The organism is Promicromonospora sp. NPDC019610, from assembly GCF_044389365.1.
In the GTDB taxonomy this organism is placed as follows: domain Bacteria; phylum Actinomycetota; class Actinomycetes; order Actinomycetales; family Cellulomonadaceae; genus Promicromonospora.
The window spans coordinates 2,558,985-2,572,155 of sequence record NZ_JBIRXX010000001.1; the positions used below are offsets into that span (position 1 = coordinate 2,558,985).

The 13,171-nt window shown below is 73.3% G+C and carries 12 protein-coding genes; 10 read left to right on the forward strand and 2 right to left on the reverse strand.

Going from position 1 to position 13,171, the window contains the following annotated elements:
- Positions 1 to 74 precede the first annotated feature (74 nt).
- Together ACH45N_RS11405 and ACH45N_RS11410 are read right to left on the reverse strand one after the other, a co-directional pair.
- A complete protein-coding gene (locus ACH45N_RS11405) occupies positions 75 to 1,517 on the reverse strand; it encodes a family 43 glycosylhydrolase (protein WP_397393688.1) in 1,443 nt (480 codons plus the stop codon).
- A gap of 455 nt (positions 1,518 to 1,972) precedes the next feature.
- On the reverse strand, positions 1,973 to 2,956 hold the full coding sequence (locus ACH45N_RS11410; RefSeq protein WP_397393690.1) for a quinone oxidoreductase family protein: 984 nt from the start codon (positions 2,954 to 2,956) through the stop codon (positions 1,973 to 1,975).
- A gap of 104 nt (positions 2,957 to 3,060) precedes the next feature.
- On the opposite strand from ACH45N_RS11410, the gene ACH45N_RS11415 reads away from it, so the two are divergent.
- The 10 genes from ACH45N_RS11415 (at position 3,061) to ACH45N_RS11460 (ending at position 13,147) form a co-directional block, all read left to right on the forward strand.
- On the forward strand, positions 3,061 to 4,236 hold the full coding sequence (locus tag ACH45N_RS11415) for an N-acetyl-gamma-glutamyl-phosphate reductase (protein ID WP_397393692.1): 1,176 nt from the start codon (positions 3,061 to 3,063) through the stop codon (positions 4,234 to 4,236).
- Entirely contained in the window at positions 4,233 to 5,414 is a 1,182-nt protein-coding gene (argJ, locus tag ACH45N_RS11420) for a bifunctional glutamate N-acetyltransferase/amino-acid acetyltransferase ArgJ (RefSeq protein WP_397393694.1), read from the forward strand. Before ACH45N_RS11415 ends, argJ begins: the two co-directional genes overlap by 4 nt.
- Positions 5,411 to 6,328 carry an acetylglutamate kinase gene (gene argB / locus ACH45N_RS11425; RefSeq protein ID WP_397393696.1) on the forward strand — a complete coding sequence of 306 codons (918 nt, stop codon included), beginning with the start codon at positions 5,411 to 5,413 and terminating at the stop codon, positions 6,326 to 6,328. Before argJ ends, argB begins: the two co-directional genes overlap by 4 nt.
- Positions 6,325 to 7,605 (forward strand): acetylornithine transaminase, encoded by a 1,281-nt coding sequence (locus tag ACH45N_RS11430; RefSeq protein ID WP_397393698.1) that lies wholly within the window; start codon positions 6,325 to 6,327, stop codon positions 7,603 to 7,605. Before argB ends, ACH45N_RS11430 begins: the two co-directional genes overlap by 4 nt.
- Entirely contained in the window at positions 7,602 to 8,531 is a 930-nt protein-coding gene (argF, locus tag ACH45N_RS11435; protein ID WP_397393700.1) for an ornithine carbamoyltransferase, read from the forward strand. Before ACH45N_RS11430 ends, argF begins: the two co-directional genes overlap by 4 nt.
- A complete protein-coding gene (locus tag ACH45N_RS11440; RefSeq protein WP_397393702.1) occupies positions 8,531 to 9,040 on the forward strand; it encodes an arginine repressor in 510 nt (169 codons plus the stop codon). The genes argF and ACH45N_RS11440 overlap by 1 nt, the downstream gene beginning before the upstream one ends.
- A gap of 52 nt (positions 9,041 to 9,092) precedes the next feature.
- On the forward strand, positions 9,093 to 10,340 hold the full coding sequence (locus ACH45N_RS11445) for an argininosuccinate synthase (protein WP_397393704.1): 1,248 nt from the start codon (positions 9,093 to 9,095) through the stop codon (positions 10,338 to 10,340).
- Positions 10,337 to 11,815, forward strand: a complete 1,479-nt coding sequence (argH, locus tag ACH45N_RS11450; protein WP_397393706.1) for an argininosuccinate lyase — start codon at positions 10,337 to 10,339, stop codon at positions 11,813 to 11,815. Before ACH45N_RS11445 ends, argH begins: the two co-directional genes overlap by 4 nt.
- Before the next feature lie 77 nt (positions 11,816 to 11,892).
- Complete coding sequence (locus ACH45N_RS11455) at positions 11,893 to 12,444, forward strand: uridine kinase (RefSeq protein WP_397393708.1); 552 nt, start codon at positions 11,893 to 11,895, stop codon at positions 12,442 to 12,444.
- A gap of 40 nt (positions 12,445 to 12,484) precedes the next feature.
- On the forward strand, positions 12,485 to 13,147 hold the full coding sequence (locus ACH45N_RS11460) for a DNA-3-methyladenine glycosylase (protein WP_397393710.1): 663 nt from the start codon (positions 12,485 to 12,487) through the stop codon (positions 13,145 to 13,147).
- Positions 13,148 to 13,171: the final 24 nt, after the last annotated feature.

Sequence of the window (13,171 nt, forward strand, 5' to 3'; positions counted from 1 at the left end):
GCCCGGCGATCACGCCCGGAACCGTGGCGGCCCCGGGCGCGATCGCCGGGCTGCGGTGCGGCGGTCGGCGTCGGCTACGCGACCTCGATGTAGTCCAGCTCCGTGAACGCCGTCCCCTTGCCCAGCCGGATGGTGTTCCAGCCGGCCTGGAGGGTGATGTCCTTGCTGGACTGCTGCCAGTTGTCCCAGCCGGTGACCGGGTAGCTGATGGACCCGGCCGACGCCCCGTTGACCGTGACCGTGTGCGACGCCGTCACGGTCGAGCCGTTGGCGTACCCCACGTGCAGGGTGTAGCTGCCGGACGTCGGCACGTAGATCGAGCCGACGTCGACCCAGCTGTCCGCGTGGTCGATGTACGCGGCGACCTTGCCGTCCGATGCGCCGGCCGCGTTCTCGCGGACCGTGCAGTTGTTCAGGGTGCCGCGCTCGGCCTCGTAGCGCACCCGGCTGCCGCGCACCACGGGGTTCCCGTTCGCCCAGCCGAGGTCGGCGACGTACATGCCGCGCCCGCCGGCGTCCCGGTGCCCGTGGAAGACGAGCTTGTCGCCCCCGGCGTCCCGCAGCACGTCGGCGCCGCCGGGTCCGGACACCGCGCCGTCGAGCGAGTCGGTGGTCATGAGGAACCGGAACGCCTTGGTGTACGGGCCGGTGATGGAGCTGGCCACCGCGTAGTTGGTGCCGTACGAGTTGGTGCTGTACGGGCCCGCCGAGTAGAAGAGCACGTACGTGCCGTCCACCTTGGTCACGACGGGCGCCTCGATGATGCCGGCCTCGTCGGCCCGGTCGTTGCGCAGTACTTGGGTGGCGCCGCCCTGGAAGGTGAGGCCGTCCGCGGCCACGCGCTGCACGTGGATCCAGGTGGTGGCGCCGATGGCGTTGCCGTCGTTCTTCCAGAGGATGTACCGGGTGCCGTCGGTGTCGACGAAGCTGGACGCGTCGATCGCGCCGCCCGCCTCCAGCGGGCAGATGAGCGGCTCGCTGCCGACGGGGGCGAACGGGCCGCCGGGGGAGTCGGCCAGCGCCGCGCCGATGCACTGCCGCCCCGACGCGCTGTGCCACGCCGTGTAGTAGAGGAGGTACTTGCCGTCGGCGCGCCGCGAGACGTCCGGCGCCCAGGTGCGCCCGGTCTTGGCCCACGCGCCGAGGGTCGGCAGGGCATCGGTGGACTGGAACGTCCACGGACCATCCGGGTCGGGCGCGGTGGCCCAGGGCAGGTTCTTGCCCTGGTTGGTCGCGTACGCGTAGTAGGTGTTCCCGAACTTCGACACGTCGGGGTCAGGGAAGTCGCGGTCGAGCACGAGGCTCGGGTGCACCGTGGTCTGGATGGCGGCGTCGTTTGCGGGCGCGGCGGTGCTGGGCGCGGCGGTGCTGGGCGCGGCGTCCGCAAGGGCGGCGACGGAGCCACCGCCGTCGGCTGGTGTCGCGACCGCAGGGGCGACTGCGAGGACGCCTGCGGCGAGGGTGGCGGCCGCCGCACCGGCAACAAGCCTGAGCGGGCTGAAGCGAGGAAGTACCACGTTGAACCTCCGAGCTGGAACGAACCGGACGGGTGAATTGTCGCCAGCGCGCGGATCTCTGTAAAGGCCTGGGCCTGCGTGAGGGCTAAAACGGTCCAACGTTAGATCGGTTCGACGCCGGTGCTCGGGCGCTCAATGCGAGTCAGGCGCGGACGCCCTCAGGCCGTCGGGTGCTGACGCCGGTCGGCTGCCGCTGGCGCGAGGTCGGTAGTCGCCGTCGGCAGTTCGCAGCACTGTCGGCAGTTTGCACCACAGACTCGGCAGTTTGCCTTGAGGTCGGCACAGGCCTGTGCCGACCTCAAGGCAAGCTGCCGACCGCCCCGCAAGCTGCCGACCGCCCCGCAAGCCGCCGACCGCGCCCCGCCCCACGCCCGCTGAGTGCTGGGTATTTGTCGCTCCCACCGGCTTGAAGCCACAAATACCCAGCACTCAACGAGGGAGGAGGGGGCAGGGGGTCAGGGGATCAGCAGGACCTTGCCCGTGGTCGCCCGGGACTCCAGGGCCTGGTGCGCCTCGCCGGCGTCGGCGAGCGGGTAGGTCGCCCCAATGCGGACGTCCAGGTCGCCCGACGCCGCGGACGACAGCACCTCCGACGTGCGCCACTCCAGCTCCGCACGCGTGAGGGCGTAGTGCGCGATCGTCGGCCGGGTGAGGTACAGCGAGCCGCCCCGGTTGAGGCGCTGCGGGTCGAACGGCGGCACCTGGCCCGACGACCCCCCGAACAGCACGAGCATCCCGCGCGGGCGCAGCGAGGCCAGCGACGCCTCGAAGGTGGTCCGGCCCACGCCGTCGTACACCACGTGCATGCCCTGGCCGTCGGTCAGCTCGCGCACGACTGCGGGCAGCTCGGCGGTGAGGTCGTCCATCGCGGCGTAGTCGATGGTGTGGGACGCGCCGGCCGCGGCGGACAGCGCCGCCTTCTCCGGTGTCGAGACCGTGGTCACGACCCGGCCGCCGCGCGCCACGGCGAGCTGCGTGGCCAGCAGCCCGACGCCGCCCGCGCCCGCGTGCAGCAGCACGTCGTGCCCGGGCTGCACCTCGAACGTGGACCGCACGAGGTAGTGCGCCGTGATGCCCTGCAGGGGGAGCGCGGCGGCGGTGGTCAGGTCGAGGCCGTCGGGTACGTGCACCACGCCGGAGGCGTCGACGGCGACCAGCTCCGCGTACGAGCCGGGCCCGTCGTGCCAGGCCACGCGGTCGCCGACGGCGAAGCCGGTGACCCCCTCGCCCAGCGCCTCCACGGTGCCCGCGCCCTCGGCGCCCACCACGTGCGGGTACTCCATCGGGTACACGCCGCCGCGCTTGTAGGTGTCGATGAAGTTGACGCCGGCCGCGGCGACGCGGAGCAGGAGCTGCCCCGGCCCGGGTTCCGGGTCGGGGAGCTCGGTGTACGACAGGACCTCGGGGCCGCCCGCCTCACGGGCTACGACTGCACGCATGAGCCGAGCCTACGTCGGGTGCGGCGGGGCCCGGGGGCGGGCCCGCCCGTCCACCGTCCGGCACCGGTTTCGCCCCGGCTGCATAACTATGTACACTACCGAATATGTCCAGCAGCCAGCTCATCCGAGTCGCCGTCGCGGGCGCTTCCGGTTACGCGGGCGGGGAAGTACTGCGCCTCCTCGCGGCCCATCCCTTCGTCGAGATCGGCACGCTCACCGCGCACGCGAGCGCCGGTTCGAGCCTCGGCGAGGTCCAGCCGCACCTGCGCGGTCTCGCGCACCGCATCCTGGAGCCCACCACGCCCGACACGCTCGCCGGCCACGACGTCGTGGTGCTCGGCCTGCCGCACGGCGCGTCGGGCCAGGTCGCGGCCCAGCTCCCCGACGACGTCCTGGTCATCGACCTGGGCGCCGACCACCGGCTGGAGTCGGCGGCCGACTGGGAGCAGTTCTACGGCTCGACCCACGCGGGGACCTGGCCGTACGGCATGCCCGAGCTGATCCACGCCGAGGCCCCGAGCGCCGGCGCGGCCAACTCCGGCGCGGCCAACTCCGGCGCGGCCAACTCCGGCGCGGCCAACTCCGGCGCGACCAACCCGGGCGCCCACGCGATCCCCGACCTGACCGCCGCCCCCCGCCAGCGCGACAAGCTCCCTGGCGCGCGCCGCATCGCCGTGCCCGGCTGCAACGTCACGGCGGTGACGCTGGGCCTGCAGCCCGGCGTCGCGGCGGGCGTGGTCGAGGCCACCGACATCGTGGCCGTGCTGGCCAACGGCTACTCGGGCGCGGGCAAGGCGCTCAAGCCGCACCTCCTGGCGAGCGAGGCCCTGGGTTCGGCCCAGCCGTACGGCGTCGGCGGCACGCACCGGCACATCCCGGAGATCCAGCAGAACCTGCGGGCTGCCGGCGCGCCCGAGGTGGGCATCAGCTTCACGCCCACGCTCGTGCCGATGGCGCGCGGCATCCTCGCGACCGCCACCGCCCGGCTGGCGCCGGGCGCCGACCCGGAGCAGGTCCGCGCCGCGTGGGAGGCGGCCTACGCCGACGAGCCGTTCGTGCACCTGCTGCCCGAGGGCCAGTGGCCCAGCACGGCGATGACGCTCGGTGCCAACACGGCCCTCGTGCAGGTCGCCGTCGACGCCGCCGCGCGCCGCGTCGTCACGGTCACGGCCATCGACAACCTGGTCAAGGGGACCGCGGGCGCCGCGGTCCAGTCCATGAACCTCGCCCTCGGCCTGCGGGAGACCGCCGGCCTCATCACCGAAGGAGTCGCACCGTGAGCGTCACCGCGGCACAAGGATTCCGGGCGTCCGGCGTCACCGCCGGACTCAAGGCCTCCGGCACCCCGGACCTGGCCCTCGTGGTCAACGACGGCCCCGAGCACACCGCCGCCGCGGTGTTCACGAGCAACCGCGTGGTCGGCGCGCCGGTGATGTGGTCGCGCCAGGCGGTGAAGGACGGCGCCGCGCGCGCCGTCGTGCTCAACTCCGGCGGGGCGAACGTGTGCACCGGACCGGGCGGGTTCCAGGACGCGCACGCCACCGCGGAGAAGGTCGCCGGCGAGCTCGGCATCGGCGCCATCGACGTGCTGGTCGCCTCCACCGGCCTGATCGGCGTCCGCCTGGCCGCGGACAAGCTGCTCGCGGGCGTGCCCGTCGCCGTCGGCGCGCTCGCCGCCGACGACGCGGCCGGCCAGGCCGCCGCCACCGCCATCATGACCACGGACACCGTCGCCAAGACGGCGGTGCGGACAGTCGAGACGCCGTCGGGCACCTTCACCGTGGGCGGCATGGCCAAGGGCGCGGGCATGCTCGCCCCCGCGCTGGCGACCATGCTGTGCGTGGTGACCACGGACGCCGTCGTCCCCGCCGCGGACGCGGACGCCGCCCTGCGGGCCGCCACGCGCGTCACCTTCGACCGCGTCGACTCCGACGGCGCCATGTCCACCTCCGACACCGTGGTGCTCATGGCCTCGGGCGCCTCCGGGGTCACGCCCGACCTGGACGCGCTCACCGCGGCCGTCACGGAGATCTGCGCCGACCTGGCGCGGCAGCTCGTCGCCGACGCCGAGGGCGCGTCCCACGACATCGCCATCACCGTCACGAACGCGACCACCGAGGACGCCGCGCTGGCCGTGGCCCGCGCCGTGAGCCGCTCCAACCTGGTCAAGGCCGCCGTGTTCGGCAACGACCCGAACTGGGGCCGCATCCTGTCCCAGGTCGGCACCGTGCCCGAGGACGTCGCGCCGTTCGACCCGGCCGAGCTCGACGTGAGCGTCAACGGCGTCATGGTCTGCAAGGCCGGCGGCGCCCACGAGCCGCCCGAGAAGGTCGACATGGCCGCGGCCCGCGAGGTCACGTTCACCATCGACCTGCACGCCGGCGACGCCGAGATCACCCTGTGGACCAACGACCTGACGCACGACTATGTCCACGAGAACAGCGCGTACAGCACATGAGCAGCGACATCGTGAACGGGCTGCGGCCCGACCAGAAGGCCGAGGTGCTCATCGAGGCCCTGCCCTGGCTGCAGGAGTTCTCCGGCGCGCTCGTCGTGGTCAAGTACGGCGGCAACGCCATGATCGACGCCGAGCTCAAGGCCGCCTTCGCGCAGGACATGGTGTTCCTGCGGCAGGTGGGGCTGCGGCCCGTCGTCGTGCACGGCGGGGGACCGCAGATCAACGCCATGCTCGACCGCCTCGGCATCGAGTCGGAGTTCAAGGGCGGCCTGCGCGTCACCACGCCGGAGGCCATGGAGATCGTGCGCATGGTCCTCACGGGCCAGGTCAGCCGGGAGCTCGTGGGCCTGATCAACGCCCACGGCCCCGTCGCCGTCGGCCTGTCGGGGGAGGACGGCGGCCTGCTCGGCGCCCAGCGCCGGCACGCGATCGTCGAGGGCGTGCCCGTCGACGTCGGCCTCGTGGGCGACGTCGTCCAGGTCGACCCGCGCGCCGTGGAGGACCTGCTGCAGGCCGGGCGCATCCCCGTGGTCTCCACGATCGCCCCCGACAAGGACGACCCCACCCAGGTGCTCAACGTCAACGCGGACACCGCCGCGTCGGCGCTCGCGGTGGCGCTGGGTGCCAAGAAGCTCATCGTGCTGACCGACGTCGAGGGCCTCTACACGAACTGGCCCGACAAGGGTTCGCTCGTCGAGCGGATCACGGCGCCGGAGCTGGCCGAGCTGCTGCCCACCCTCCAGGCGGGGATGGTGCCCAAGATGGAGGCGTGCCTGCGCGCGGTGGAGGGCGGCGTGGGCGCAGCGACGGTCATCGACGGACGGCAGCCGCACAGCGCGCTGCTGGAGGTCTTCACCACGCGGGGCAACGGCACGATGGTGGTCGCGGGGCCCCAGGAAAGGACGGACGCATGAGCACGGTCATCCCGGCCGACGAGGGCGCGGCCCTGACGGCCGACGGCTCCGTCGCCGCATGGACCCAGCGGTACTCGGGCGCGGTGATGGACACGTTCGGCCCGCCGCAGCGCGTGCTGGTGCGCGGCGAGGGCGCCTACGTGTGGGACGCCGACGGCAAGCGCTATCTCGACCTGCTCGCGGGCATCGCCGTGAACGCGCTGGGCCACGCGCACCCGACGCTGACGGCCGCGATCAGCGCCCAGCTCGGCACGCTCGGGCACGTCTCGAACTTCTTCGGCACGCCCGCCCAGATCGCGCTCGCCGAGACGCTGCTGCGCGTGGCCGAGGCGCCGGAGGGCTCGCGCGTGTTCCTCACCAACTCGGGCACCGAGGCGGTCGAGGCGGCCTTCAAGATGACGCGCCGCGTGGCGACGTCGTCCGGCGTGGGCACGCGCACGCGCGTGCTCGCCCTGGAGGGCGGCTTCCACGGCCGGTCGATGGGCGCGCTCGCGCTCACCGCGAAGGCCGCGTACCGCGAGCCGTTCGAGCCGCTCCCGGGCGGCGTCGAGCACCTGCCGTTCGGCGACCTGGCCGCCCTGGAGGCCGCGTTCACGCCGCAGTCGGTCGCCGAGCACGGCGAGGTCGCGGCCCTGGTGGTCGAGCCCGTGCAGGGCGAGGCCGGCGTCCGCCCCCTGCCCCCGGGCTACCTCGCGGCCGCCCGCCGCCTGACCCGGGCGCACGGCGCGCTGCTCGTCCTGGACGAGGTCCAGACGGGCGTCGGCCGGTGCGGCTCGTGGTTCGCCTACCAGCAGCCGGAGATCGGCGGCGGCATCGTGCCCGACGTCGTCACGGTCGCCAAGGGCCTCGGCGGCGGCTTCCCCGTGGGCGCGGTGATCGCGTACGGCGGCGCCGCCCGCCTGCTGGGCCGCGGCCAGCACGGCAGCACGTTCGGCGGCAACCCTGTGGCCTCGGCCGCGGCACTCGCGACGCTCGGCGTGATCGAGCGCGACGGACTGCTGACCAACGTGCGCGAGGTCGGGGCCCTGCTGCGCCAGGAGATCGAGATGTGCGGGAGCCCGCTCGTCAAGGAGGTCCGCGGCCGAGGGCTGCTGCTCGCCGTCGTGCTCAACGAGCCGGTGGCGCCGCAGGTCGCCGCCGCCGCCCTGGAGGCCGGGCTGATCGTCAACGCGGTCGCGCCGGACGCGATCCGGCTCGCCCCGCCCCTGATCCTGACCGCCGAGCAGGCCACGGAGGCCGCCCGCTTCTTCGCTTCCCTCCCGGAGGACTTCGCATGACCCGCCATTTCTTGCGCGACGACGACCTGACGCCCGCCGAGCAGAAGGCCGTCCTGGAGCTCGGGCTCGCCCTGCGTGCCGACCGGTACGCGAAGCGCCCGCTGGAGGGCCCGCGGGCCGTCGCGTTCATCACCGACAAGCCGACGCTGCGCACCCAGGTGTCGTTCGCGGCCGGGATCGCCGAGCTCGGCGGGTTCCCGCTCGTCGTGGACGGCCGCCTCGCCCAGATCGGTGTGCGCGAGTCCGTCGCGGACACCACGCGCGTGCTCGACCGGCAGGTGTCCGCCATCGCGTGGCGCACGTTCGGGCAGGACCGCATCGAGGAGATGGCGTCCGTCTCGCGCGTACCCGTGGTCAACGCCCTGACCGACGACTTCCACCCGTGCCAGATCCTCGCGGACCTGCTCACGGTGGCGCAGCACCGGGGGCTGGACAGCCTGCCCGGCACCACGTTCGCCTACGTGGGCGACGCCGCGAACAACATGGGCAACTCCTACCTGCTGGGCGGCGCGACCGCCGGCCTGCACGTGCGGATCGCCGGCCCGGAGGGCTACCTGCCCGACGCCGCCGTGGTCGCCCGGGCGACCGAGATCGCCGCGGCCACGGGCGGCTCGGTGACCGTGACGACGTCCGCCAAGGAGGCCGTGGCCGGGGCGGACGTCGTGGCCACCGACACCTGGGTGTCGATGGGCGACGAGGCCGAGGCGGAGGCACGGTCCAAGCCGTTCTGGGACTACCAGGTCAACGCGGAGCTGCTCGCCGTCGCCGCCCCGGACGCGCTCGTCCTGCACTGCCTGCCGGCCTACCGCGGCAAGGAGATCACCGCCGACGTCATCGACGGGCCGCAGTCCGTGGTCTTCGACGAGGCCGAGAACCGCCTGCACGCGCAGAAGGCGCTGCTGGCCTGGCTCCTGGAGCAGGGCTGATGGTCGCCCGGCAGACCGCGACGACGGCCACGACCAAGGCGGCCCGGCACGCCCGGATCACCGCGATCGTCACGCGCAACGCGATCCACTCGCAGGCCGAGCTGGCCGACGTGCTGGCGGCCGACGGCGTGAGCGTCACGCAGGGCACGCTGTCGCGTGACCTGATCGAGCTGCAGGCCGAGAAGGTGCGCGGCTCGGACGGCACGCTCGTCTACGCGGTCCCGGGTGAGGGCGGGGACCGCAGCGCACAGTCCGACGCGAGCGAGGAGTACCTGTCCGCGCGGCTGGCCCGGCTCGCCAAGGAGCTGCTGGTCTCGGCCGACTCGTCGGGCAACCTCGTCGTGCTGCGCACCCCGCCGGGCGCGGCGAACCTGCTGGCCTCGGCCATCGACCACTCCGTCTTCCCCGGGATGCTGGGGACGATCGCGGGGGACGACACGATCCTCGTGATCGCGCGCGATGCCGACGGCGCCGCACTCGCGGGCCGTTTCCTCGCGCTCAGCGCCTGAGAACCCACAAGAATTGCACCCGAACACCACCACCGGAAAGAGAACGTCAATCATGACTGAACGCGTCGTGCTCGCCTACTCGGGCGGCCTGGACACCTCCGTCGCCATCGGCTGGATCGCCGAGGCCACCGGGGCCGAGGTGGTCGCCGTGGCCGTCGACGTCGGCCAGGGCGGCGAGGACATGAACGTCATCCGCCAGCGCGCGCTGGACTGCGGCGCCGTCGAGGCGTACGTCGCCGACGCGCGCGACGAGTTCGCCGCCGAGTACTGCATGCCCGCGCTGCGGGCCAACGGCATGTACCTCGACCGCTACCCGCTGGTCTCCGCCATCTCGCGCCCCGTGATCGTCAAGCACCTGGTGCGCGCCGCCCGCGAGTTCGGTGCCTCGACCGTGGCCCACGGCTGCACCGGCAAGGGCAACGACCAGGTCCGCTTCGAGGTGGCCACCACGTCGCTCGCGCCCGACCTGAAGTCGATCGCGCCGGTGCGTGACCTCGCGCTGACCCGCGAGAAGGCCATCGACTACGCGGAGAAGCACGACCTGCCGATCGCGACTACGAAGAAGAACCCGTTCTCGATCGACCAGAACGTGTGGGGCCGCGCCGTCGAGACGGGCTTCCTCGAGGACATCTGGAACGAGCCCACCAAGGACGTCTACTCGTACACGGACGACCCGACGTTCCCGCCGGTGGCCGACGAGGTCATCCTCACCTTCGAGCAGGGCATCCCCGTGGCGATCGACGGCGTGCCCGTCACCCCGCTGCAGGCCATCCAGGAGATGAACCGTCGTGCGGGCGCGCAGGGCGTCGGCCGCATCGACATCGTCGAGGACCGGCTCGTGGGCATCAAGTCCCGCGAGATCTACGAGGCCCCGGGTGCGATCGCGCTGATCGCGGCCCACCAGGAGCTGGAGAACGTCACGCTCGAGCGCGAGCAGGCCCGGTTCAAGCGCCAGGTCGAGCAGCGCTGGAGCGAGCTGGTCTACGACGGCATGTGGTTCTCGCCGCTGAAGAAGTCGCTGGACGTCTTCGTCGACGACACCCAGAAGTACGTCTCGGGCGACATCCGCATGGTGCTGCACGGCGGCCGGGCCACCGTGACCGGGCGCCGCTCGGAGCAGTCGCTGTACGACTTCAACCTCGCCACCTACGACGAGGGCGACGCGTTCGACCAGTCGCAGGCCCGTGGCTTCATCGAGATCTACGGCCTCACCGCCAAGCTCGCCGCCGCGCGCGACGAGAAGTTCGGCAACGGCGTGGACCTCGGCGCCACGGCGAACCTGACAGCGGGCGCGCTGTGAGCGAGCACGACGGCAAGGACGTCGGCCACGCGACCCCGCGGGCCGTCGGCGGGCACACCGGACCGAAGGTCGCCCTCTGGGGCGGCCGGTTCGCCGGCGGGCCGTCGCCGGAGCTGTCCGCGCTGTCCCAGTCGACGCACTTCGACTGGCGGCTCGCGCAGTACGACATCGCCGGGTCGCGGGCGCACGCCCGCGCCCTGGCGGCCGCCGGCCTGCTCACCGAGCCGGAGCTCGCCCGGATGATCGACGCCCTGGACGTGCTGGAGCAGGACGTCGTCTCGGGCGCCTTCCTGCCGGTGCTCGACGACGAGGACGTGCACACCGCGCTGGAGCGCGGCCTGCTGGAGCGCGCCGGCGATGAGCTGGGCGGCAAGCTGCGCGCCGGCCGGTCCCGCAACGACCAGATCGCCACCCTGGTGCGGCTGTACCTGCGCGACCAGGCCCGCACGATCGGCACCCAGGTGCTCGACCTCGTGGACGAGCTCATCGTCCAGGCGGCCGCCGCCGGGAACGCCCCCATGCCGGGGCGCACCCACCTCCAGCACGCGCAGCCGGTGCTGCTGGCGCACCACCTGCTGGCCCACGCGTGGCCGCTACTGCGCGACGTGGACCGGTTCCTCGACTGGGACGTGCGCGCCTCGAAGTCGCCGTACGGCTCCGGCGCGCTCGCCGGCTCCTCGCTGGGCCTGGACCCGGCGGCCGTGGCGGCCGACCTGGGCCTGGAGGGCGGGCCGGTCGAGAACTCGATCGACGGCACGGCCTCGCGCGACGTGGCGGCCGAGTTCGCCTTCGTCGCCGCGATGATCGCCGTCGACCTGTCCCGGATCGCGGAGGAGGTCATCCTCTGGAACACCAAGGAGTTCGGGTTCGTCCGGCTGGACGACGCGTACTCCACGGGCTCGTCGATCATGCCCCAGAAGAAGAACCCGGACATCGCCGAGCTCGCGCGCGGCAAGGCCGGGCGCGTGATCGGTGACCTCACCGGCCTGCTCACCACGCTCAAGGGCCTGCCGCTCGCGTACAACCGCGACCTGCAGGAGGACAAGGAGCCGGTGTTCGACCAGGTGGCGACACTGACGGTGGTGCTGCCCGCGTTCACGGGCATGGTGCGCACCATGGTGTTCGACACCGACCGCATGGCCGAGCTCGCGCCGCAGGGCTTCTCGCTCGCGACCGACATCGCCGAGTGGCTCGTCAAGCAGGGTGTGCCGTTCCGGGTGGCGCACGAGGTGGCCGGCTCCTGCGTGCAGGAGTGCGAGGCGCGCGGCATCGAGCTGTGGGACCTGTCCGACGAGGACCTGGCCAAGATCTCGGAGCACCTCACCCCCGAGGTGCGCTCCGTGCTGTCCGTCGAGGGCTCGCTCGCGTCGCGCGACAACGTGGGCGGCACCGCCCCGGCACGGGTCGCCGAGCAGATCGAGGCCGCCAAGGAGCGCTCCACGGAGTTCCGCTTCTGGGCCCAGCCGGAGTCCTGACGGCAATCCAGTGATTGTGCCCGGAATCCGCGCGGATTCCGGGCACAATCGCTGGGTAGACCGATGAGGGGAGCAGGATGACCGTCACGCCAGGGGTGCTGGGTGAGGTGCTGGGGCGGATCCGGGTGGTCGACGCGCGGCTGATCTGCGTCGACGGGCCCGCCGGGTCGGGCAAGACGACGCTGGCCGCGCAGCTCGCGGACGCGCTGGAGGCGCCGGTGATCCACATGGACGACCTCTACGAGGGCTGGGCGGCCGGCCCCGACGGCGGCGCGGAGAACCTCCGTCGCTGGGTCCTGGACCCGCTGGCCGCGGGGGAGCAGGTACGTTACCGGCGCTACGACTGGGTCGAGGGCGACTGGGCCGAGTGGCACGACCTCCCGCCGTCGGCCCACCTGGTGGTGGAGGGCTGCGGCGCGGGCGCGCGCCAGGTGGACGCGCTGGGCGCGTTCCGCATCTGGGTCCAGGCGGACGACGCCGAGCGGCTGCGCCGCGGCCTGGCGCGCGACGGCGAGGACGCCCGCGAGCACTGGCTGCGCTGGATGGCCGACGAGGCGGAGCACTACGCGCGCGAGCGCACCCGCGAACGGGCCGACCTGCACCTGGACGGGGTCGGCGCGCTGATCTGATGGAGCGGACACCCCAGGAGCGAACCCGAGTGACCCACCCATGACCGTCCCCGCCCGCCGGTTCTTCGACCGGCCCGTGGTCGACGTCGCGCGCGACCTGCTCGGCGCCACGCTGACCCGCCGTACCGCCGACGGCGCCGTCACGCTGCGGCTCACCGAGGTCGAGGCCTACGACGGGACGAACGACCCCGGCTCCCACGCCTTCCGCGGCCCGAGCCGGCGCAACGAGACCATGTTCGGCGAGCCCGGGCGGCTCTACGTGTACCGACACCTGGGCCTGCACTACTGCGCCAACGTGGTCTGCGGCCCGGACGGGACGGCGTCCGCGGTGCTGCTGCGCGCCGGCGAGGTGACCGGCCCGGGCCCCGCCGGGGTGGCCCTCGCGCGCGCCCGGCGTCTCGCCTCCGGCGTCGTGCGCACCGACCGCGACCTGGCACGCGGTCCCGCGCGCCTCACCGTGGCGCTCGGCCTCGACCTGTCCGACGACGGCGCCGACGTGACCGACCCGGAAGGCGGGGTGGTGCTGGAGGTCCCCGAGGCGCCGTGGGGCAGCGTGCTGTCCGGGCCGCGCGTGGGCGTGAGCGGCGACGGCGGCCGCGCCGACCTGTATCCGTGGCGCTTCTGGCTCGACGGCGAGCCGACGGTGTCGGCCTATCGCGCGGCGACCAGGCGGCCGGCGACGCGACGTCCCGCACGAACCTAGTTCTCCTATGCCTAGTGCTGCTAG